Annotated in this window: 23 protein-coding genes; 8 read left to right on the top strand and 15 right to left on the bottom strand. The window is 61.4% G+C overall.

Annotated features, from left to right (window positions below; genetic code table 11):
- The first annotated feature begins 157 nt into the window (after positions 1–157).
- Positions 158–715, top strand: coding sequence for a fasciclin domain-containing protein (locus tag AC07VH_RS08230; protein ID WP_489630512.1), 558 nt, complete (start codon positions 158–160; stop codon positions 713–715).
- Between the two features lie 67 nt (positions 716–782).
- Here the strand turns inward: AC07VH_RS08230 and AC07VH_RS08225 are convergent, their stop codons facing one another.
- The 7 genes from AC07VH_RS08225 to AC07VH_RS08195 all read right to left on the bottom strand — a co-directional run bounded on the left by AC07VH_RS08225 (position 783) and on the right by AC07VH_RS08195 (position 6519).
- Positions 783–1043 (bottom strand): hypothetical protein, encoded by a 261-nt coding sequence (locus AC07VH_RS08225; RefSeq protein ID WP_475414005.1) that lies wholly within the window; start codon positions 1041–1043, stop codon positions 783–785.
- 45 nt (positions 1044–1088) lie between these two features.
- Positions 1089–1433: a hypothetical protein gene (locus AC07VH_RS08220; protein WP_494787178.1), complete on the bottom strand. Its 345-nt coding sequence runs from the start codon at positions 1431–1433 to the stop codon at positions 1089–1091.
- Between the two features lie 161 nt (positions 1434–1594).
- On the bottom strand, positions 1595–2788 hold the full coding sequence (locus AC07VH_RS08215) for a PepSY-associated TM helix domain-containing protein (protein ID WP_494787426.1): 1194 nt from the start codon (positions 2786–2788) through the stop codon (positions 1595–1597).
- Between the two features lie 15 nt (positions 2789–2803).
- Complete coding sequence (locus tag AC07VH_RS08210) at positions 2804–4972, bottom strand: TonB-dependent siderophore receptor (RefSeq protein ID WP_494787177.1); 2169 nt, start codon at positions 4970–4972, stop codon at positions 2804–2806.
- 277 nt (positions 4973–5249) lie between these two features.
- Entirely contained in the window at positions 5250–5588 is a 339-nt protein-coding gene (locus AC07VH_RS08205) for a hypothetical protein (RefSeq protein ID WP_494787176.1), read from the bottom strand.
- Positions 5589–5629: 41 nt separating this feature from the next.
- The gene (locus AC07VH_RS08200) at positions 5630–5971 is read right to left on the bottom strand and encodes a hypothetical protein (RefSeq protein WP_494787175.1); all 342 of its coding nucleotides are present in this window, start codon (positions 5969–5971) and stop codon (positions 5630–5632) included.
- 224 nt (positions 5972–6195) lie between these two features.
- On the bottom strand, positions 6196–6519 hold the full coding sequence (locus AC07VH_RS08195; RefSeq protein ID WP_475414000.1) for a hypothetical protein: 324 nt from the start codon (positions 6517–6519) through the stop codon (positions 6196–6198).
- A 210-nt stretch (positions 6520–6729) separates the two neighbouring features.
- On the opposite strand from AC07VH_RS08195, the gene ligD reads away from it, so the two are divergent.
- Positions 6730–9228, top strand: coding sequence for a DNA ligase D (gene ligD / locus AC07VH_RS08190; protein ID WP_494787174.1), 2499 nt, complete (start codon positions 6730–6732; stop codon positions 9226–9228).
- Here the strand turns inward: ligD and AC07VH_RS08185 are convergent.
- The 3 genes from AC07VH_RS08185 to AC07VH_RS08175 form a co-directional block, all read right to left on the bottom strand.
- Positions 9212–11524 carry a PAS domain S-box protein gene (locus AC07VH_RS08185; RefSeq protein WP_494787173.1) on the bottom strand — a complete coding sequence of 771 codons (2313 nt, stop codon included), beginning with the start codon at positions 11522–11524 and terminating at the stop codon, positions 9212–9214. The genes ligD and AC07VH_RS08185 overlap by 17 nt on opposite strands.
- Positions 11525–11643: 119 nt before the next feature.
- A complete protein-coding gene (gene ku, locus AC07VH_RS08180) occupies positions 11644–12519 on the bottom strand; it encodes a non-homologous end joining protein Ku (protein ID WP_475413998.1) in 876 nt (291 codons plus the stop codon).
- Positions 12520–12522: 3 nt separating this feature from the next.
- A complete protein-coding gene (locus AC07VH_RS08175; RefSeq protein ID WP_494787172.1) occupies positions 12523–13497 on the bottom strand; it encodes an SDR family oxidoreductase in 975 nt (324 codons plus the stop codon).
- Positions 13498–13624: 127 nt separating this feature from the next.
- On the opposite strand from AC07VH_RS08175, the gene AC07VH_RS08170 reads away from it, so the two are divergent.
- The 6 genes from AC07VH_RS08170 to AC07VH_RS08145 all read left to right on the top strand — a co-directional run bounded on the left by AC07VH_RS08170 (position 13625) and on the right by AC07VH_RS08145 (position 17114).
- Positions 13625–14194 carry a TetR/AcrR family transcriptional regulator gene (locus tag AC07VH_RS08170; protein WP_494787171.1) on the top strand — a complete coding sequence of 190 codons (570 nt, stop codon included), beginning with the start codon at positions 13625–13627 and terminating at the stop codon, positions 14192–14194.
- Positions 14195–14262: 68 nt separating this feature from the next.
- Entirely contained in the window at positions 14263–15903 is a 1641-nt protein-coding gene (locus AC07VH_RS08165; protein ID WP_494787170.1) for a SulP family inorganic anion transporter, read from the top strand.
- On the top strand, positions 15900–16289 hold the full coding sequence (locus AC07VH_RS08160; protein ID WP_494787169.1) for an Imm1 family immunity protein: 390 nt from the start codon (positions 15900–15902) through the stop codon (positions 16287–16289). Before AC07VH_RS08165 ends, AC07VH_RS08160 begins: the two co-directional genes overlap by 4 nt.
- Before the next feature lies 1 nt (position 16290).
- Positions 16291–16575 (top strand): hypothetical protein, encoded by a 285-nt coding sequence (locus tag AC07VH_RS08155; protein ID WP_494787168.1) that lies wholly within the window; start codon positions 16291–16293, stop codon positions 16573–16575.
- A complete protein-coding gene (locus AC07VH_RS08150; RefSeq protein ID WP_489630523.1) occupies positions 16565–16942 on the top strand; it encodes a DUF2750 domain-containing protein in 378 nt (125 codons plus the stop codon). Before AC07VH_RS08155 ends, AC07VH_RS08150 begins: the two co-directional genes overlap by 11 nt.
- Entirely contained in the window at positions 16935–17114 is a 180-nt protein-coding gene (locus AC07VH_RS08145; protein ID WP_494787167.1) for a hypothetical protein, read from the top strand. Before AC07VH_RS08150 ends, AC07VH_RS08145 begins: the two co-directional genes overlap by 8 nt.
- 4 nt (positions 17115–17118) lie before the next feature.
- Here the strand turns inward: AC07VH_RS08145 and AC07VH_RS08140 are convergent, their stop codons facing one another.
- From AC07VH_RS08140 to AC07VH_RS08120, 5 genes are all read right to left on the bottom strand, one after another.
- The gene (locus AC07VH_RS08140; RefSeq protein ID WP_494787166.1) at positions 17119–17598 is read right to left on the bottom strand and encodes a GNAT family N-acetyltransferase; all 480 of its coding nucleotides are present in this window, start codon (positions 17596–17598) and stop codon (positions 17119–17121) included.
- 71 nt (positions 17599–17669) lie between these two features.
- Positions 17670–18797 carry a T6SS immunity protein Tli4 family protein gene (locus AC07VH_RS08135; protein ID WP_494787165.1) on the bottom strand — a complete coding sequence of 376 codons (1128 nt, stop codon included), beginning with the start codon at positions 18795–18797 and terminating at the stop codon, positions 17670–17672.
- A 362-nt stretch (positions 18798–19159) separates the two neighbouring features.
- Entirely contained in the window at positions 19160–20653 is a 1494-nt protein-coding gene (locus tag AC07VH_RS08130; RefSeq protein WP_494787164.1) for an esterase/lipase family protein, read from the bottom strand.
- Positions 20650–21057, bottom strand: a complete 408-nt coding sequence (locus tag AC07VH_RS08125) for a DUF2345 domain-containing protein (RefSeq protein ID WP_494787163.1) — start codon at positions 21055–21057, stop codon at positions 20650–20652. Before AC07VH_RS08125 ends, AC07VH_RS08130 begins: the two co-directional genes overlap by 4 nt.
- A gap of 36 nt (positions 21058–21093) precedes the next feature.
- Positions 21094–22218 carry a T6SS immunity protein Tli4 family protein gene (locus AC07VH_RS08120; protein ID WP_494787162.1) on the bottom strand — a complete coding sequence of 375 codons (1125 nt, stop codon included), beginning with the start codon at positions 22216–22218 and terminating at the stop codon, positions 21094–21096.

The following is a 22218-nucleotide window of genomic DNA, read 5'->3' as shown; positions in this document are numbered from 1 at the left end:
GCTGGCATCCCCGGCCCGCGGCAAGGAAAACATCGCGAAACGGCGTCGTGCATCTGCACGGCGCCGTTTTTTTTGAAAACCAGTTGAATCCGTTTGTGGACAGGCCGCGTAAATACTCCTGCAATCACGCAAACGCAGTCATCCAGGAGATACCATCATGCGCACCATCGTTCCCGCAGCTCTGTTCATCACCTCCATGCTGGCCGCCAGCGCCCCTTTTGCCGCCGACATGGCGACCATGGTGGGCGGCCAGAGCATGTACCCGAGCAAGGACATCGTCGACAACGCCGTCAATTCGGCCGACCATACGACCCTGGTCGCTGCCGTCAAGGCGGCCGGCCTGGTCGACACCCTGAAAGGCAAGGGGCCGTTCACCGTGTTCGCGCCGACGAATGCGGCCTTCGGCAAGCTGCCGGCCGGCACCGTCGAGACCCTGGTCAAACCGGAAAACAAGGCGACCCTGACGAAAATCCTCACCTACCACGTGGTGCCCGGCAAATACGACTTCAAGGCGCTGGCGAAGGAAATCAAGATGCATGACGGTAAAGCCACCTTGCCCACGGCCAGCGGCGGCAAGCTGATGTTCGCCATGAACGGCATGCACAACATCGTCGTGATGGATGAAGGCGGCAACAGTGCCAACATCAGCACCTATGATGTGTACCAGTCGAATGGCGTGATCAATGTCATCGACACGGTGCTGATGCCGAAATAAATACACAAAAAAGCGGATGAAAAAAAAGACAGGGAAAACCCTGTCTTTTTGGTTTGCGCGGCCGCGATTACTTGGCTGGCGCAGCTGCCGGTGCGGAAGCTGCTGGTGCGGCCGGAGTTGCTGGCGTTGCCGGTGCCGCTTTCTTCGCCTTGTGATGCTTGGCTTTCTTGTGTTCCGCTGGCTTGGCGGCGGCCGGTGCCTCCGCTTTCGCTGCCGGTACAGCTGCAACGGCAGGCGTTGCTGGCGTGGCGGCGGGAGCGGCTGGCGCCTGGGCGAAAGCGGCGGTGGCGAACAGGCTGGCGATCAGGGTGGCGATGACTTTTTTCATGATGAGATCCTTGGTGTTTTTTCGGGTGAATGCAGTGAGAAGGAATTACTTGGCGGGTGCCGCTTCGGCGGCGGCCGATGCCAGCTTTTCGTCAGCCTTGGCCTTGGTTTTCTTGGCCTTGTGGTGGGCCTTGGCCTTGGTGGCGGCCGCTTCCGTTTTGGCGCTGGCCACTTCCGTTTTCGCGGCGACGACGGCTTTCGCTTCTTTTGCGTCCGCTTTCACGACGGCTTGCGCTTCCTTGGCGTCGGCTTTCACGACGGCCTTGGTGTGGGCTGCTTCCACTTTGGCGGGAACCGAGGCTGCTGGCGCTGCAGGCGTCTGGGCAAAGGCAGCGGTGGCGAACAGGCCGGCGATCAGGGTAGCGCTCAGGTTGAAAATGCTTTTTTTCATGGTGCAGTCCTCAGTGGTGGTTTGTCTGGTATGTCTGTTGGTGCCGGGGTGATTCCCGTATCACTGAGCATAAAACGCGCCCCCGGACGCTGGCGTTGACGGTCATTACAAACGCTTACATCTGCGTAGCGTCCGCCTTCAGGATGGATTGCGGGATGTCTTCAGCTGCCCGCAAGCGCCGCGCGTGCGCGGCGCTTGCGCAGCCATATGATCAGGCCTGTCGCGCTCAGCATGGCCACCACCAGGCCCATGGCGGAAATCAGGATGCGCCCGGGCAGGCCCAGGATGCGGCCCGAATGCAGGGGGAATTGCGCCTGCAGGAAGATGTCGCCCGCGCTGCCCGTGCCGGGCACCACGCCGCCGGCCGGCTTGCCGTCGCGCCCGTCGAAGTACAGCCACGCATTGCCCAGGCCGCCGTCGCCATGGTCGTTGTCCGCCGCGAAGAACCCGACGCCATACAGGCCGTAGGCGGAAGAATAGAACACGCCGCCGGCCGGCAGCGTCCAGCCCCGCCTTGCCGCTTCCGTCTTCGCCAGCGCGACAACCTGTTCGCGCGTCAGCAGCGGCTCGATGGGGTGTTCCGGCGGCTGCGGCGTGCGGCTGTCGAAGGCGTTCGGGCTGAGCGTGGACAACTTCGCCACCAGGGGACGCATCACCTGGGTTTGCAGATTCATCGACACGGAGGTGACGGCCAGCACCAGCAGCAGCAACCAGACCCACACCCCGCCCGAGCGGTGCAGGTCGAAGTTCAGCCGGTGGCCCCCTTCGCGCCAGCGGAAGGCCAGCGACTTGCGCCAGCTGCGCCAGTTCGGGAACGACAGGTACAGGGCGATGCCGCAGTCAAGGACCCACACGATGCCGATGATGCCCATGAACCACACGCCCAGCTCGATGCCCCAGCCATCGGGAATGTGCATGGTGTAGTGCAGCTTATACAGGAAAGGCAGCAGGTTTTCGCGCGTCAGCGAGACCGCGCCCCACTGGCGCGTGCCCTGGATGGCGCCTGTGGCCGGATCGACGGCCACCTGGTTGAAGCCCGGTTCAAACGGCTTGCCGGTGGCCGGGTCGGGCCGGCCTTCCACCGAGATCAGCGTCGTGTGGCCAGGCTCGATCGCCGTGAGCGCGTAGTTCACGCGCAGGCGCCGGTCCTGCGCCTCGAGCTGGCGCGCCAGCTCCAGTCCCGATTTGGCGGGGCCGTCACCGGCGGCGCCGGCGGCGTGGAACAGCTGCGGATTGAGCCAGGCGTCGAGCTCGTGATCCCACGAGATCAAGGCGCCCGTCAGGCCGGAAATGAACAGGAAGAGCGCCGCCGCCAGGCCGAACCAGCGGTGCAGAACAACCATGGGAGGACGCAGTCGCATGGCGGCTCCCTAGTATTTCCAGCTCAGGGTGGCGCTGCCATTGCGGCCGGCCGCGTACAGCGACTGGGTCCAGTACAGGCTGGTCAGGTGCTTCTTGTCCGTCACATTGTTCAGGTTCAGCGACAGGCTGACGTTGCGGCTGATGGCATAGCTGGCCATCAGGCCCAGTTGCGCGTAGGCGCCCTGGTGCAGGGTGGTGCCGTCGTCGACCTTGTTGTAGATGGCGTCCTGCCAGGTCAGGCTGGCGCCCACCTTCAGCGCCTGCACCGCCGGCACGTGATAGGTGGTGGCCAGGTGGAAGCGCTTGCGCGGGATGAAGGTGCGCGCATCCTGGCCGTCGTCGCCCTGGATGCGCAGCCGCGCATAGCCGGCGTTCGCCTGCCAGCCTTTCGCCAGTTCGCCCGAGGCATCGAGCTCGAAACCCTGCGATTCCGAATCGACGCCCTTGTAGAACGTCTTGAGGTCAGGCGTGGTGCCGGCCGCTTCGGCCACGTTCTTCTGGCGCGTCTTGAACAGGGCGCCGGACAGGTTCAGGCGCCCGTCGAACCAGTCGCTTTTCAAGCCCGCTTCCAGGCTCTTGCCGGTGGCCGCCGCCAGGGTCTGGCCCGTGCGGTCGATGCTGCTTTGCGGGTTGAAGATCTCCGTATAGCTGCCGTAGGCGGACACATGGCGGCCGATGTCGTACACCAGGCCCACGTAGGGCGTGGTGTCGCTCTGCGATTTGGCCTGGCTGACGCCGTACGCGCTGCCCGTGCTGTCGGCCTTGACGGTGTTCACGCCCGCCAGCAGCTTGGCATTGTCGGCCAGGTTGAAACGGGCGGCCAGGTAGGCATTCTTGCGTTCATCCTTGTAGGCGCTGCCATTGGTCGATGCATCGAAGAGCGGTTCCGGGTAGGAACCGTCGAAGGCCGTGCCGTTCGGCAGGGCCGTGCCGATGCCGCGGCCATAATACGACACGTCGTCCAGCGTGGACTTCGACCAGGCCAGGCCCATGCTGAGGTCATGCCGGCGCCCGGCCAGCGTGAATTCGCCCGTGGCGGCGACATCGAGCAGGCGCTGCTTGTTGGCCGAGGCATAGCGCGAAGGGTAGCTGAACAAGCCGTTGCCCGTGGCCTTGTCCGGCGTGCCGTAGACGTAGAACAGCTTTGAATCCGAGGTGGAGCGGTTGTAGGTGGCGGTGGCCGTCACGCGCCAGTCGGTATTGAACTGGTGCGCCAGTTCGGCGAAGGTGCTGTTGTTGAGGATGCTCCAGCGCGACCAGTCGGCCGACGTCGAGGCGGAAACCGGGTAGTCGGTCGGCGTGCCGTCCGTGTAGGCGACGGGCAGGGCGCCCCACATGCCGCCCCTGGCCAGGTTGTTCTGGTAACTGTGGCCCACGGCCAGGCGGGTGTCCGGCGTCAGCTTCGCTTCGACGATGGCGTAGGCGACATCCTTGCGCGGCGAGTAGCGGTCCAGGTGGGAATCGCCTTCCTCGTGGGCGGCGACGAAGCGCGCCGCCACCTTGCCATCGGCGCCCAGCGGCGTGGACACGTCGGCATCGAGCCGGCGCGTGTTCCAGGAGCCCAGCGTGACGCCGGCGGCAGCGGCCAGGCCCTGGGTCGGGCGCTTGCGCACGAAGTTGACGGTGGCCGACGGATTGCCGGTCGAGGAGATCAGGCCATTCGCGCCGCGCACGATGTCGACGCGCTCGAACAGCGCCGTATCGAGGTCGCCCATCACATTGCCGAAGACGAAAGGAAGGCCCACGCCGTCGAACTGGAAATTGGTGATGTCGTAGCCGCGCGCCGTGTAATAGGTGCGGTCCGTTTCCACCGCTTCCACCGTCACGCCCGTCGTTTGCGCCAGCACCTTGCTGGCGTTATCGAGCCTGAAATCGTCCATTTGCGCGCGCGTAACCACGGAAACGGCCTGCGGCGTCTCGCGCAGCGACAGGACGAACTTGCTGGCCGAGGCGCTCTTGCGCGCCGTGTAGGCGTTCGCGTCGCTGCTGCCCGTGACGGTAATGGTTTGCATCACGGGCGTATCTTCGCCAGCGTCATCGGCGGGGGCGCCGTCGGCGCCATGCGCCATGCCGGCGCCGAGCGCCAGTGAAATGGCCAGGGCCAGCGGGCGCAACGACAGTGCGGAGGGGGAGGATGGGGTGGACGGTGCGGCGGAAAGGACGGTGCGACCTGGCATTGAAACGGCTCCTGAATCAAGGATGAGAATGAGAATAATTCTCAATTCTATTTGAGGAGTCGCCGGAATGGGGCCTTTTTGTGACTGAAAAGCGTTGTTTTTTTACATCTTTACATGGTTTTACGCGGGTGCTTCCTGCTGGCGGCCGTAATTGCCGGTCACGCGCAACCATTGCCGGGCGCGAAAAAAAAGACAGCCGAAGCTGTCCTTGGTAATGGGGCGAAGCCACCACGGAAGCGCAGACCCGGCGGAAGCGCTCCCGTGGTCACTGCCGCGATTACTTCGCTGGCGCTGGCGCCGCCGGAACGGCTTCTGCCGCTTTCGCTGCGTCCGCTTTCACTTTGGCCTTGCTGGCCTTGTGATGGGCCTTGGCCTTGCTGACCTTGGCGTCGGCCTTGGCGCTGGCCACGTCGGCTTTCGCATCGGCGGCGACGGCTGCTTCTTTCGCATCGGCTTTCACGACGGCCTTGGTTTCCTTGGCTTCCGCTTTTGCTACGGCTTTCGTGTGGGCCGCTTCCGCCTTGGCGGGAACCGGCGCTGCCGGGGCGGCAGGGGTTTGGGCGAAGGCGGCGGTAGCGAACAGGCTGGCGACGAGAGTGGCGATAACTTTTTTCATTGTATTGTCCTGGAGAGTGGTAAACGATGGTGTGTCGATGATTACTTGGCTGCTGCCGGTGCTGCTTCGGCGGTGGCCGAAGCCAGCTTGGCATCAGCCTTGGCTTTGGTTTTCTTGGCTTTGTGGTGGGCCTTGGCCTTGGTGGTGGCCGCTTCCGCCTTGGCGCTGGCGACTTCCGTTTTCGCGGCGACGACGGCTTTCGCTTCTTTCGCGTCCGCTTTCACGACGGCTTGCGCTTCCTTGGCATCGGCTTTCACGACGGCCTTGGTGTGGGCCGCTTCCACTTTGGCGGGCACTGCCGGGGCTGCTGGCGCTGCAGGCGTTTGGGCGAAGGCAGCGGTAGCGAACAGGCCGGCGATCAGGGTAACAATTGCTTTTTTCATGGTGCAGTCCTCAGTGGTGGTTTGTCTGGTACGTCTGTTGGTGCCGGGATGATTCCCGTGTCACTGAGCATAAAACGCGCCCCGGAAGCTTGCCGTTGACCTTGTTTACACTTTCTTACAATCAGGTGTTTTATCGGCTGTTGTTGCGTGATGCGTACATGAAAACGAAAAAAGACAGCCGAAGCTGTCTTTTTTTCGTGGCGCAAAAAATCGCGCGGAGGGGATTATTTGGCTGCTGCCGCGGTCGCTTCAGCTTTGTCTTCGGCAGCCTTGGCCTTGGCTTTTTTCGCTTTGTGATGGGCTTTGGCCTTGGTGGCGGCGGCATCGGCCTTGGCGCTGGCGACATCGGCTTTCGCATCGGCGGCGACGGCGGCTTCCTTGGCATCGGCTTTCACGACGGCCTTGGTTTCCTTGGCTTCCGCTTTTGCCACTTCCTTGGTGTGCTTGGCTTCGGCCTTGGCCGGCACGGCTGGCGTTTGAGCAAAGGCTGCGGTAGCGAACAAGCCGGCGATCAGAGTAGCGACAATGTTGACAGTGCGTTTTTTCATGATGCAGTTCCTCGAGAAGTGGGGTTGTAGTTCAGGAGATCAATCCCCTGTCACTGAGGCAAAAACGCGCCGTCCGGCAATTGCGTTGACAGGTTTTCTGTCAATTACAAACACTTACATTTGCCGGGGCAGGCACTCTGTTAGCTGGCGTACCGCGCCACGGCCCGCGGCGGCCTAGACTCGATGCCATCGTCACCGCATGGGTCCGCCATGAAAGCCGCCTTGAAAACCTATCAAGCCAAGCGCAATTTCGCCGCCACGCCCGAGCCTGCGGAGGGTGGCGAGGCGGCGGGCGACGGGCTCAGCTTCGTCATCCAGAAGCACTGGGCCAGCCGTCTGCACTATGACTTTCGCCTGGAGCTCGATGGCACGCTGAAAAGCTGGGCCGTGCCGAAAGGGCCCAGCTACGACCCGCGCGACAAGCGCATGGCCGTGCAGGTGGAAGACCATCCCCTTGCCTACGCCGGTTTTGAAGGCACGATCCCCGAAAAACAGTATGGCGCGGGCAAGGTCATCATCTGGGACAAGGGCACCTGGCAGGCCCAGTCCGCCACGCCCGATGCGCGCGCCGCGCTGGCGGCCGGCGAGCTGAAATTCACCCTCTACGGCCACAAGATGCACGGCAACTGGGTGCTGGTGCGCATGAAGGGCAAGGGAGACAAGCGCAGCGAAACGCAGCCCGCCTGGCTGCTGATCAAGGAAAAAGACGAATATGCCCGGCCGGCGCTGGAATTTTCTGTCGTCGACGAATTCCCCGACAGCGTCAAGCACCAGGCCATGCCCAAGCGCAAACAAAGCGCGCAGCAGGCGGCAGCGCCCGCCGTCAGGCTGCCCGCCACCCTGTCGCCGCAGCTGGCCACCCTCGTCGATACGCCGCCGCCAGACGCGCAAGACTGGATATTCGAGGTGAAATTCGACGGCTACCGCATCCTCGCGCGTTGCGATGGCGAACGGGTCAGCCTGATCACGCGCAATGGCAACGACTGGACGGCGAAACTGCCGAAGCTGCGCCAGGCGCTGGAGCAGCTGGGCTTGCCGCCAGGCTGGTATGACGGCGAAATCGTCGTCAACGACGCCGGCGGCCACCCGGATTTCGGCGCCTTGCAGCGCGCCTTCGATGCGGAAACGACGAGCGACATCGTGTATTACCTGTTCGACGTGCCGTATTTTGACGGCCACGATCTGCGCGGCCAGCCCGTCGAGGCGCGCCGGGCCTTGCTGGAACAGTTGCTGCAGCGCTTGCCGGCCGCGCCGCTGGTGCGCTTCAGCGGCGCGCTCGACGCCAAGCCCCGGCAATTGCTGGCCCACGCCTGCCGCCTGGGGCTGGAAGGCGTGATCGGCAAGCGGCGCGGCTCGTCCTACGTCACGCGACGATCCGGCGACTGGATCAAGCTCAAATGCGGGCTGCGCCAGGAATTCGTCATCGGCGGCTACACGGCGCCGCAGGGCGCGCGCGAAGGCATCGGTTCGCTGCTGCTGGGCGTGCACGATGCACAGGGCAAGCTGCGTTATGCGGGCAATGTGGGCAGCGGCTTTGACGATGCGGCCTTGCGCGACCTGCGGCGCTGCCTCGACGCCTTGGCCATCGAAACGAGTCCGTTCGCGGGCAGGGCGGGCGGCGTGCGCCAGCCCATCTGGGTCAAGCCGGAGCTGGTGGCCGAGGTCGGTTTTGCGCAATGGACCAGCGGCGGCGCCGTGCGCCACGCCGTCTTTCACGGCTTGCGCGCGGACAAACAGCCGGCCGCCATCGTGCGCGAGCGGCCACAGCGGATCGACGGGGAGAAGACGATGCAGAACACATCCACGCTGGACGGCGTCCTGCCGGCCAGTTTCAAGGTCAGCCATGCGGACAGGGTGATCGACAAGGACAGCGGCGCCAGGAAGATCGACCTGGTGCGCTACTACGCGCTGGTGGGCAAGCTGATGCTCGTGCATTTGCGGGGCCGGCCCGTGTCGCTGGTGCGCGCGCCGGCCGGCGTGGGCGGAGAATTGTTTTTCCAGAAGCATGCGGACACGTCCGCCATGTCCGGCGTCCGGCAGCTCGACCCCGGCCTCGATCCCGAGCATGCCTCCATGCTGGAAGTGGCCAGCGTACAGGGCTTGCTGTCGGCGGCGCAGTGGAATGTGGTGGAATTTCACACGCAGAACGCGCTGGCCGGCGCCTACGACACGCCGAACCGCCTGGTGTTCGACCTGGATCCGGGCAAGGGCGTGGCCTGGCCCGCCATCCGCGAGGCGGCCGTGCTGCTGCGCGCCTTCCTGACGGAGCTGGGTTTGCCCGCCTGGCTGAAGACCAGCGGCGGCAAGGGCTTGCACGTGGTCGTGCCGATCCGCCCGAAACACGACTGGGATACCGTCAAGGCGTTTTCGCAAGCCATCGTGGCGCACATGGCTCAGCTGATTCCCCAGCGCTTTGTCCTGAAAAGCGGACCGTCCAACCGGGTCGGCAAGATCTTCATCGATTATTTGCGCAACGGCCGGGGCGCCACCACCGTGTGCGCGTGGTCGGCCCGCACGCGTTCGGGGCTGGGCATTTCCGTGCCGCTGGCCTGGGAGGAACTCGACCAGCTGAAGGCGGGCGATCAATGGAACGTGGGCAATGTCCACAGCCGCCTCGACGTGGGCAACGGGCCGTGGGATGGCTATGCGCGCAGCGCGAAAGGGCTCGATGCGGCCATGAAAAAGCTGGCCTTTACTCCTCCGGCTTGAATGGCAGGGTGGCGCGCGCCAGTTGCAGGGCTTCGTCGATGGCGGCGTTGAGCAGGGCGATCTCGACGGGTTTGGTCAGGTAGCGGAAAAAACCCGCGGCCAGGCCATGCCGGATGTCGTCCTTCATGGCGTTGGCCGTCAGCGCGATGACGGGAATGTGCGCCGTGCGCGGATCGGTGCGCAGGATGCGCTGCGCCTGGTTGCCATTCATGCCGGGCAGGTTGATATCCATCAGGATGACATCGGGATGGCGTTCCAGCGCCAGCGCGATGCCCTGGCGCGCGTCCGTGGCCGAGATCATGCGCAGATGGGGCAGGAAGCTGACGATGTCTTCCACCAGGCGCAGGCTGGCCGGATTGTCTTCCACGTACAGCAGCAGGGCCTGGCCGTTGACCTCGTCCCCGGTTTCGCCGGCAGGCTCGGATAGCCCCTCCGTATCCGGCGGCGTGCTGTCGGGCGGCGCGGCCATGGTGTCGAGTTCGATCCAGAACACGCTGCCCACGCCGAGGCAGCTGTGCACGCCCATGCGCCCGCCCATCAGTTCGACCAGGCGCTTGGTGACGACCAGGCCGATGCCCGTGCCTTCTTCGCTGCCGGCCTCCTGCCCCAGGCGGTTAAACGGCTGGAACAGTTCGGCCATCTGCGCGTCGTCCAGCCCCTTGCCCGTGTCGCGGATGGCGATGCGCACGCACAGCGCATCGGGCTGCGAAATTTCCAGCTCCACCTTGCCGGCCGGGCGGTTGTATTTGATGGCGTTCGACAGCAGGTTCAGCAGCACTTGCTTGAGGCGCGTATGGTCGGCCCTGAGCGTCAGCGCGTCGCAGGCCGGAAAGATCAGGTGGATCTGGCGCTGCTGCGCCTGTTCTTCCACCATCACGCGCACTTCCTCGATCAGCGCGGGCAGCGTCACCGCTTCCATCGACAGGCTCAGACTGCCTGATTCGATCTTCGCCAGGTCGAGGATTTCATTGATCAGGGTGAGCAGGTGGCGGCCCGAGGTGACGATGTTTTGCACGAAGGTGCGTTTTTGCAGCACGGTCGCGGGCAGGGCTTCGTTGGCCAGCAGCTGGGCAAAGCCGAGGATGGCGTTCAGCGGCGTGCGCAGCTCGTGCGACATGCTGGTGAGAAAGCGGTCCTTCGCCTGGCTGGCCCGCTCCAGTTCGACTTTCTGTTCGTTGAGCGTGCGTTCAATGCGCTTGCGCTCGGAGATGTCGCGGATGGCCGACGAGACGAGCACGCCTTCGTCCGTTTCCAGCGGCGACAGGCTGATTTCGACGGGGAATTCGGTGCCGTCGCGGCGCAAGCCATACAGTTCCAGCCCTGCGCCCATGGAGCGGGCGCGCGGCGCCGTGGAAAACGCATGGCGGTGGCGCGGATGGTCGTGCGCGTAGCGGGCCGGGATCAGCACTTCCACATTGCGTCCGAGTAACTCCGCGCGCGAATAGCCGAACAGGCGTTCCGTCTGCGAGTTGACGAGCACGATTTCGCCGTCGCCGTTGACGATGACGATGGCGTCCGGCGCCGATTCGAGCAGGCCGCGGAACTTCTGCTCGGCCCGGCGGCGGTCGCTGACGTCGCGGATCGCGCTGATGACGAAGGTGCCGATCTCCGTCTGGATGGGCGAGAGGCTGATTTCGACGGGGAACTCGACGTTGTCCTTGCGCAAGCCCAGCAATTCCAGGTCGGCGCCCATGGTGCGCGTGCGGGGCTGGTCGAAATAGCGGGCGCGGTGCGCCACGTGCGAATGGCGCAGGCGTTGCGGCAGCAGACTATCGATTTGCCTGCCGTTCAATTCGCCTTCTGCGTAGCCGAACAGGCGCTGCGCCTGCTGGTTGACCAGCACGATGGCGCCCGTGGCATTGACCATGATGACGCTGTCCGGCGTCGATTCGAACAGCACGCGATAGCGTACCTCGACGAACTGGGCGTCGCGCGCCGCCTTCAGCAAGGTCGTGTCCTTCATGGTGGAAATCAGGTAGCGGGGGGAGTCCGCCCCGGCCTGTGCGGCCTGGCACGCCACATCGACGTGGATAAGTTCGCCATCCTTGCGCCGCCGCAGCGATTCGCGGTCGTAGCTGCCGTGCAGGGTCAGCTGTTCGTCGATCAGCAGGGCCGCTTCGGCTTGTCCTGGCAGAGAGATCAGCTCCCACAGCGTGCGGCCCAGCGCCTCGTCGCTGGCATAGCCGAAGATGCGCTGGGCACCCACCGTCCAGCGCACGACGGCATGCTCTTCGTTCGTGATGACGACGCCGCCAGGGGCGCCGCTGAGGATAAGCTGATCTAACTCGGCATCCATTTTTTCCGCACGCGTGACAGGGCTTGCCGGCTGGCAGGCCTGTGCATAACGTAGCGAGAAGCTTGATCAAAGTCAATGCATTTGTATTATTGACGCTGCTTCCGGGCCGGTAATGCGGTTCAAGCCGCCTTGCGCCTGGCGGGCGCCGCTTTGCGGGCGGGGGACGAGGCCGTCCGCTTGCGGGCCGGCGCGGCGGGCGCCTTCTTGCCCAGGCTTTGCTGCAGCAGGGCGACCAGGTCGATCACATTGCTGCCGTGCTCTTCTTCCGGCGCGGGCGCGGGCGGGGTGATGGTCTTGGTCTGTTTCGCCTTGATTTTCTTCTTGACCAGCGCCAGCACGTCTTCGCGGTAGCTGTCGTGGTATTGCTCCGGTTCCCACGCTTCGCTCATGCCTTCCACGAGCGACAGGGCCATCTTGAGTTCCTTGTCGGAAATGCCGGCCGCCTTCAGGTTGCTGGCGGGCAAGTCCAGGTCGTCCGTGGCGCGGAGCTCATCGGCGTAGCGCAGGGTGTTGAGCACGATGGCGTCGTCCACGCAGACGAGCGCGCACAAATGCTGCTTGGTGCGCATGACTACGCTGGCGATACCCACTTTGTTGGCCTTGCGCAAGGTTTCGCGCAGCAAGGCATAGACTTTTTCGCCGCCCTTGGCGGGCAGCAGGTAATACGGGTGCTCGTAAAAGGTCAGCGGCACCTCCGCCGCATCGACAAAGGTCAATATGGCTATGGTTTGCGTGGCCTTCACGTTCGCCTGCCTTAAATCCTCGTCGGACAGCACCACGTATTCGTCCGTCTTGTATTCATAGCCCTTGATGATGTCGTCCCACTCGACTTCCTTGCCCGTCTGCTTGTTGTAGCGCTTGTAGCCGATGGGCGCGAAGTCGCGCCGGTCCAGCATGGACAAGTCCAGTTCATGGTCGAGGCTGGCAGAAATCAGCTCGACGGGGATGTGCACGAGACCGAAGCTGATGGCGCCTTTCCACAGTGCGCGCGCCATCGGCTAGTCTCCCACCGTGCCGGTGACGGGCAGGACGATGCCGCTGATGTAGCTGGAACAGGCGGGCGAGGCCAGGAAGACATAGGCGGGCGACAGTTCCTCGGGCTGGGCCGGGCGGCGCATGTCCGTGTCCTGGCCGAATTTCTGGATCTCCTCGGGCGACTTGTCGGCTGGATTGAGCGGCGTCCAGACGGGGCCGGGCGCGATGGCGTTGACGCGGATGCCCTTGTCCAGCAGGTTGCCTGCCAGCGCCATGGTGAACGCATGGATGGCGCCCTTGGTGGTGGAATAGTCGAGCAGGTGCTTGGAACCCTGCAAACCCGTCACGGAACCCGTGTTGATGATGGACGCGCCCCGCTGCAAATGGGGCAGCACGGCCTTGGCCATGTGAAAGTAGCCGTAGACATTGGTCTTCATGGTGAGGTCGAAGCGCTCTTCGCTCAGTTCCAGCAGGGATTCCGCGTGTTCCTGGAAGGCGGCGTTGTTGACCAGCACGTCGATGTGCGTGAACTTGTCCAGCACCTGGCTGACGGCTTGCTGGCAAAAGCCCTGGTCGCGCACGTCGCCGGGAATCAAGAGGCAGCTCTGGCCTTCCGCTTCCACGTAGCGCTTCGTTTCGTTGGCGTCCGCATGTTCGTTCAGGTAAATGATGGCCACGTCGGCCCCTTCGCGCGCATACAGCACGGCCACGGCGCGGCCGATGCCAGAATCGCCGCCCGTGATGACGGCCACCATGCCGGCCAGCTTGCCGCTGCCGCAGTAGTCGGGCGCCAGGAAGCGGGGTTTCAATGCCATCTGCGCTTCGATGCCCGGCTTGTCCAGGTGCTGGGCGGGCAGGGGAGGCGCCGGCTGGCTGCGGCTGCCCGTCTGCACGGGGGGCTTGCTTTCCTGGTCTGGCTTGGCGGCATCGCGGCCATCCTGCTCTTGCTGGATGGCGCGCTGCAAGTTGCCGGCGGACTGGTCCTTGTTTTCGTTCATGCTGGCCTCCCTGGAAACGAAGATCCAGTATCTGCGCGGCGCCGGCATCAAACGGTGCGCTTGCTAACAGAGTGGCGCAAACGGGCGTAAAGTTATATGATGATTGACATAAATGTAGGAGGGCAGCATGAAAGTGAGCAGGGAGCAGGCGACGCTGAACCGCGAGCGCATCGTCGACGTGGCGGCAAGATTGTTCCGCGAAAAGGGCTATGACGGCATCGGCGTGGCCGACCTGATGAAGAACGCGGGCCTCACGCATGGCGGCTTCTACGGCCATTTCGCGTCCAAGGAAGACTTGATGATCGAGGCGTGCCAGCATGCCCTGGAGAAATCGCTGGAAGGCTGGCGGGCGAAGGTTGCCAGCGACCCGCAGCGGGCGCTGCCGGCGATTATAGACAGCTACCTGACCACCCGGCACCGCGACCAGCCCGGCGGAGGTTGCCCGGCGGCGGCCATGGGCGTCGACGTGGCGCGCATGTCGCCCGGCGCGCGCCCCGTGTTTACGCAAGCCACGCGGCAGCAGTTCGCGCTGCTGGAAGGCTTGTTGCCCGACGGCGCGCCGGCGGAACGGCGCCAGCAGGCGATCGCCACGTTTGCCGCCATGGTGGGCGCCATGGTGCTGGCCCGCTCCGTCGATGACGAAGCGCTGTCGATGGAAATCCTCGATGCCGTGAAGGCGCAATTGCTGCCAGACTGATGGCTTTCCCCCTGTCAGCCGGCCTCGTCGCATGATAGGCTTCGGTTTTCAGATTTTGGGATCGCATCATGCTGCTTTGGCTTAGGCAATACCGGCGTCCTCTGTTGGCCGGGGACATCACCGCCGGTATCGTTGTCGCCATGATGATGGTGCCGCAAGGCATGGCTTACGCGCTGGTAGCCGGCTTGCCGCCCGTCGTGGGCATCTACGCCAGCATCTTGCCGCCCGTGCTGTATGCCTTGTTCGGCAGCAGCATGACGCAATCGGTGGGCCCGATGGCCATCGTTTCCCTGATGACGGCCGCGGCCCTGGCGCCGCTGGCCGACCCCGGCTCCTCCCTGTATATCGTGCTGGCCGCCCAGCTGGCCTTCATCAGCGGCCTCGTCCTGCTGCTGTGCGGCGTGCTGCGCCTCGGCTTCATGGCCAGCTTTTTGTCGCGTCCCGTGATCAGCGGTTTCAGCAACGGCGCGGCGATCCTGATCATCTGGGGCCAGATCACGCCCCTGCTGGGCGCAACGCTTCCTCACTGGCACGCGCCCAGCCTCGTGCTGGGGCTGTCCGGCCTGCTGTTCTTGTGGCTGGCCAAGCGTTACCTGTCGCGCCTGCTGCAGCGCTGCGGCCTGAATAAAGTCGCGGCCGACGTGGGCGCGCGCCTGGCGCCGATGGCGCTGGTGCTGGCCGGCATCGCGCTCGTCGCCTATGGCGGCCTGGCAGCGATGGGCGTGCAGACGACGGGCCACGTGCCCAGCGGCTTGCCGGGCCTGAACCTGGCCACCTCCAGCGCCCATTGGCGCACCCTGCTGTCGCCGGCGCTGCTGATCGCCTTCATCGTTTTTTTGATGAGCATGTCCGCCGCCCAGACCCTGGCGCAAAAACGCGGTGAAAAACTGCATACGAACCGCGAACTGCTGGGCCTGGGCGCTGCCAACGTGGCCAGCGCGCTGTCGGGCGGCTTTCCCGTCACGGGCTCGATTTCCCGCTCGGCCGTCAATTTCCAGGCGGGCGCCAACACGCCGCTGGCCAGCATCATCACGGCGGGCTTGCTGGCGCTGGCGCTGGTGGCGCCCACGGGCTGGCTGGCCCTGCTGCCGCTGCCCGTGCTGGCCGCCACCATCATCTTTGCCGTCAGCAGCCTGCTGGACTGGGATACCTTGAAACTGTCGTGGCGCTACGACCGCAGCGATGCGCTGGCCCTGCTGGCGACGACGGCCGGCGTGCTGGTGCTGGGCGTGGAAGCGGGCGTGGTGATCGGCGTGCTGCTGTCGATGGGCACCCTGATCTGGCGCGCCAGCCGTCCCCATATCGCCGTGCTGGGGCGTATCCCGAACAGCGAGCACTTCCGCAACGTGGAGCGCTACGAGGCGCAAACCCTGCCCGACGTCTTGCTGCTGCGCATCGATGCGGGCCTGTTCTTCGGCAATGTGGAAGCCGTCACGGAGCGCGTGGAAGACGAGTTGCGGGGACATCCGACGGCGCGCCACCTGGTGCTGGTGTTGTCGGCGGTCAATCAGATCGACAGCACGGCCTTGCTGGGCTTGATCGAGCTCAACAGCACGCTGGCCAAGCGCGGCATCAGCCTGAACCTGGCCGAGGTGAAGGGGCCCGTGATGGACCGCCTGCGCCAGAGCAGCCTGCTGCAAGAGCTGAGCGGCAAGCTGTACCTGAGCACGGCGCTGGCGATGAACGATTTGAGCGGGAGCAAAACATGACGATGGAATTGAACCTGCATGGCGAAGCACGCGCCGTCGACGATATCCTTGCGCTGGAACAGGCGCTGACCGACGCGCGCGCCCTGGCGCAGTGCGAACTGTGGATGACCATGGCGACCGATGCGGAGCAGGGCCCGGCCCTGTGCATGCTGCGCAATGGCGGCAACGCCTGGCTGATGTATCTGTCGGGGCAGGACGACCTGAGTTTTCACTCGCTGGGCGACGAGGAGGCGGACGGCGTTTGCAGCTATCTGCTGGCGAATGGCCAGGTGGATGAATATCCGGAAGCGTGGTGCGTGGACGTGGAACACTGCCGGCATGCCTTTGCCGATTTTTTCAGGACGGGCGGCGCGCGGCCGGCCGCCATCGCCTGGGAGGCGGATTGATATGGCGCACACCATCATCGCCGAGATCGACAGGGACTTGCTGGCCGCGCTCGATGCCCGGGCAGGTTTATTGACGCTGCGCGCCATCCTGCTGCGCTACAAGGCCAGCGGCGTGACGGCGGCGCAAGTGGCCGCCTTGCTGCAGGAACTGCGTCCGTCTGCGCAGGACGGCGCGCAGGATGAGGCGCAGGAAGACGTGATACTGGACGCCCTCGACATGGTGACGGGCTGGTGCACGCCGCATCTGCGGGTATGGGACGGGGTAGGGGAAAACCGTGCACCCTGAAAAGTTCAAGCAGGTGGCGGGCCTGCCGTCCGCCGAACGCCATGGCTATTTCGTGCGCAAGGTGGCCGATACGCAAGAAGTATGGGGTTTGCACCATGACGGCTGGGCCACGGCGCAAGCCCATGGCAAGGTGGCGATACCATTCTGGCCGGAAGCGGCGTTCGCGCAAGCGTGCGCCGGCGGCGAGTGGGAACATTTCCAGCCGCGCGCCATCGCGCTCGACGATCTTTTGGCCAAATGGCTGCCCGGCATGGCGGGCAACGGCCAACTGGCGTCCGTGTTCCCCGTGCCGCAAGGACCGGGTGCCATCGCGGCGCCGGCTGATCTATTGATGGACTTGCACGGTGAGGCGGAACAATATGAATGAAGGCAAGGATCGCCTGGACGCCTGGTACGACGGCTCGGCCATCTGCCTGATCGCCGTCGGCGCGCACGGCGATCCGCTGGACCTGGGCGACGACGAAGTGCGCGCCTTGATCGCGAAGCTGCAGCAATGCCTGGCAGAGTCCGAGGCCAGCGCTGCTGCGGCAGAAGACTGAAGGTTCAGGCGGCCGCCAGCGCCTTTTCCATCGCCACGCTGGCCAGGCTGATGCCGCTCGGATGCGCATACGCTTCCGCGCGCAAGGCAACAAAACCGGCAGCCCGGTAAAACGGCTCCGCATTGAGCGAGGCAGACAGGTGCAGGCGCACGATGCCGCGCCCGCGCGCCAGCTGCTCCAGCGCCGCCAGCAGGCGCTTGCCGATACCCAGGCCCGCGTATGCGGGATCGACGAATACGGCATCGACTTCCTGCTTGTCCGCATCGAGCATGGCATAGCCGGCGATGGCCCCGTCCTGCATCGCCACGATGCCGCCACCGGCAGCCAGCATGGCGCCATACGATGCCGGCACGGGCGAGGCCGTCCACGCGGCGATCTGTTCCGGCGCATAGTGCGTGGCGCAACTGACGCGCACGGCTACCGTGCGCAGGGCCCACAGGGCGTCGATGTCGGAGGGCAGGGCGGGGCGCAGGGTGATGGGCATGGGGGTTTTCCGGGCAAAAGGAGCATGCTAGCGCAATGGCTTGCACGGCGCCAGCATGAGCTTGTCAATTGTCAATGCGCCGGCTTGTCCGGATCGAAGTAATACGAACCCGGCGGCGCACCCGGCACCTTCACCCGGAACTTCAAGCCGGACAGCAGCTTGTCCCACAAGGCGATGGCCTCTTCGTCGGTCAGCGACGCGGCTTCGGCGGCGCCGACCATGTTGTGGGCGACTTTGGTGTACATGGATGCTTCCAATACCGCTGGATAAGCGATATCGCGCGGCGTACCGACCAGCGTCCATTCAAAATCATGCACGCCATCGGTACGCCGTATCAACGATTCCTCGCCATGCCAATGCTGCACGTCACGCTTGCCTTCGCGTAGCAGAGTACGAGGAGGGTAGTTCTTGCCTTGCTGGTCTTTTGCTTCCTGAATACGAGCAAGTAATGATAATTTCCCGCGTACTTTTGCATCATATTCGGCAGGAGGATAGTCACCGTAGGCATTTTTATTTGATGTGATGGAAAAAGTCACGTCTGGAAAGCTGGGGAAATACAGGCCTGCATCTGCCATTTCCTGACTATCATATTTGTTATCGGTCATGAAACCATTTTTGACGCAATAGCCAGGTTCCTTGGGAACTTCATTTTCATCGCGCAGACGTAAGTTATTAGCGCGGACCATTTGATTTTCTATGGAATCTGCTATTGTTTCACCTTTTCGTGTTGATCCGTCAAGAATGAATATATGGTTTCCTTTTGTGATGTAGGTTTTGAAGATTAAACGCCCGCCTTCTTTGGAGAATTCTCCATCATAGTATTGAAGTTGCCAGCTATTTTCTATTGGACCTTTTCCATTGTATGTAATTTCAGAGGTTGGGTCATCTTTTTTTATTTTTTCAATTTCTTCTGCTATGCGTTCGTTTTTTTCTGTTATTCCGCCTGGTATGGTCTTGATTTCCGAAAGAATTGTTGTCCCTCCTGATATGAGTTGTGCTTCTTGCGGAACCTCTAGGGCATAGCGCCCGAAGCATACTATTTTTGTTTTTAAGAATAGTGTCTCCAGGCGTTTGCTGATTTTGAAATTTTCAGGCATTGTGATCTCCTTGGCTGAATTTTTTTTCGCGTAGGCGGATAGGAATACCATCGCAATAACCGTAATCGTGAGGAAAATTGTTTTCTCTATCTTATTGTTCATGGCTTACTCCCATTTTGCCGTCTTGGCAATTTGTACGATGGAATACAGCATGGATGCCATTATATTTGTATCGGCGTAGCTGTTCTGGTGTTCATAACCGTTCGCTTCCGCCGTGCCATGTACGAAAAGTGTGCCTGTGATATGCTGGGCAGAACGGTCTGACGGCACCGTTCCATCACCGCGTGCATTAGCTGCTTGTAGCCTTAACTTTAGGAATTTACCTCCGGCCTGGACCAGGAGTTGTCCCTTTGCATCATCTTCAAGTAACTTCCATTTTTCAGGTAACGGCTCGAATTTATTCCACGGATCATTTGAGCCACTATGAAGACCTTCAATTAATTTAAATACGACGTCGCCGTAACTTAAAAAATTTCGGGAAGCGCAATAGCTTGCATAAGTCTTTGGGTGGAATTTTTTTCTATGGACGATAGAAATTTTGAAGCGGATGTTATTCTCTCCATTGTTCTTTCTATACCCCCACCTTTTTCATAAGGAAGGTCTGCGGGGTTTACCCATTTTGGATTGACTAGCCTCCACCACGCATTGGCGGGTTGAAGGTAAATGCTTTCCAGTGCAGTGGCCTTATCGCGAGGCCAGCTCCATAAAACTTTATCCTGTGCATCTACAATTTTCAGCCAATTCTGGCCATATGCCGCACCTGGCAACATTTCCAGTGGCGCCGGTGCGTTAGCCAGAATGGCGGTAGCATGTACACCATTGATTCCTAGAATGCTGGCCTCTATTTCGGCAATGGAACCTTCTCTTTCCTGAAAACCAAAACGCATGCGTTTATACGCTCCTGCGGCGCCAATGGTCGGCATCACGTTGTGATAAATGCCCAGAATTTTCACATCTTTATCGTCTAACATATTTCCATAGCTGGGGTGTATCAATGCACGGGCCAGCAAGCCCCCCATGCTATGTGTGACGATGATGACTTCGTTACATTTGAATCCGCGTTGCTGGTAGCCTTTGACAAGGCCGCGTAGTCGCTCTGCAATAGTGACGGCGGATACCCCATTGCTCTTGATAAAGTTATAACCCATCGCGTGCACGGGATACCAGCAAGGAGAAATTTTCTTTAAATCGCTGACGGTAATGGCTTTCCCAGATGACGCGCCAAAATTTTCTGGATCTTGCAAAAGCAGTGCGCCAAGGCCACTTGTTTGACGCCAGACAGGATGTGGCTTACCGTCGGAAATCATGTTATTGAGATGCAATTCGGCAGCCCGCAACATTGTTCCGTACGCACCAGCAAATAACACTTCACTCCATCCGCGCCAACGGGCTATTTGCGCTGGGCTTTGATACGAGCAGGCTTTGCCTTGATTCGGGCGTGATGTTGTCGCTATCCTGTTCGTTCCCATCAGAGGAGGAATGGGGGTAAAGCTGTCAGGCACATTTTGATGCCGCGCATCTGCGGCTTTGGTTTCCGCACCATCTGGATCGAAGCGGCTATTGCTCTCGGTATAGTGGTAATACTCGACTTCGGTTTCTGTGGGATCGAACACCAATTGACGCTGCCGTGGCGATGCATCTTTGAACCAGCCACCCAAGCCGTTGCCTGTGAGGACCGCCGTCTTGCCTCCCGCACCCATCATATCGTCTGGTCGCCAAGCCCGATTGTCTGGACGGCGCAATTCTTCTTGCCGAACCTTGCTCATCCTTAGATTGCTGCCCATCACGCCTGGCAGGAAAATGACAGGAATGACTTTGCCTGGCGGCACGGTGACGTCATGCCGAGCAGTATCTTTTGTTTCCGTCATCGAAACAGCGAGTTCCGCCCACCCTCCCACGCCCTGACTAAACTTTGCAGGATGATTGCCGCGCTTATTCAAGTCCTCACATTTGCTCATGGCAGTTCTCCCTTATAGCGAATGATGTAGCTGGCGATGCTGGCAAACGTGCTGTCGCCGCTGGCGAGTGAAATATGCTTGCCGGTGCTGAGCGCCACATGCTCGCTGGCGGCCAGGTGGATGGACTGGGCCGTGCTCAGTTCGGTGCCTGCCGGGCTGGCCAGCAGCAAATGTGGTTCGGACAGCTCCGGGAAATCGCCTGCGGCGGAGCCTTGTTGTCCGGTGCTATCCTGAGCGCCAGCACCACTTGGCCTCGAGAGTGATATATGCGTCGTCGGAAAGAAATTTGGCCTCTGAAGGAAAACTGGTTCAGCAGATGCGGCTCTTGTGTGGCGAAGTTGGAAGGTCGGGTGGTACACAAGGTGAGCATGAAGGCTTCCCGGACAAAAGTACGATGACTGCATTCGGCTAGTTATGCTGATGCCACGCTTACCTGGCCGTCACTGCGCCGGCTTGTCCGGATCGATGTAGTACGAGCCCGGCGGCGCGCCCGGCACTTTCACCCGGAACTTCAGGCCGGACAGCAGCTTGTCCCACAATGCGATCGCCTCCTGGTCCGTCAGCGACGCGGCTTCGGCGGCGCCGACGGTGTTGTGGGCAACCTTCGTGTACATGTGCACCTCCAGCACAGATGGATTCGCGACATCGCGCGGTTTGCCGACCAGGGCCCATTCAAAATCGTGCACGCCATCTGTTCGTCGTATCAGCGATTCCTCCCCCTGCCAGTGCTGGACGTTGCGTTTGCCCTCGCGTAGCAGGGTTCGCTTGGGATAGCGATTGCCTTGCCGGTGTTTTGCTTGCTGAATTCGGTGAATTAAGGAAAGGTCACCTCTCACATTCTTTTCGAACTCAGCAGGTGAGTAATCACCATAAGCGTTCTTATTCGAGCTGACGGAGAATGTTACATCTGGGAGGCTGGGGAGGTAAAGTCCTGTATTGACTATTTCTTGTTCGTTATAACTATTATCAAAAATGAATCCATAAGGAATGCAGTTGCCGGATTCGGATGGTATCTCATCTTCTTTGCGTAGATGTAAATTTTTTGCGCGAACTACTTGTTTTTGTTCGGCACTTTGCTTGCTTTGGCCTTCTGGGGTCGAATCTCCTATCGTAAATGTGATGTTTCTTTTTGTGATATATGTGTTGAAATATATATCACCTTCTTTTTTGGTATATTCATTTTCAAAATACTGAATCTGCCAACTGTCTTCAATTGGGCCTATGCCGTTGTAGATAATTTCCGAGGTTGGATTATTGAGCTTTATTTTTTCAACATCCTCTAAAACCTGTATGTCCCTCCCTTCTAATCCATCAGTTCTTATTCCAATCGTTGATGGAAGGGATACCCCGCCAGAAATCAATTCAGCCTCTTGCGGTATGCGCAGGGCATAACGCCCAAAACATGCTAATTTCGTTTGCAGAAAGAGCACTTCAAGACGTTTAGTAAGAGCGATATTTTCTGACACGGCATTCTCCTCGATGGTACTTCGTGCTTTGCAAGGTTGAAACAATCCAAATATTGCAATGGTGGTGAAAAGAATTAATATTTTTTTTTGATTAAACAT

This window comes from Janthinobacterium sp. GW821-FHT03C10, assembly GCF_059420865.1.
Note: the sequence above shows the minus strand (reverse complement) of the source record. Positions and strands in the feature narration are given on the sequence as shown.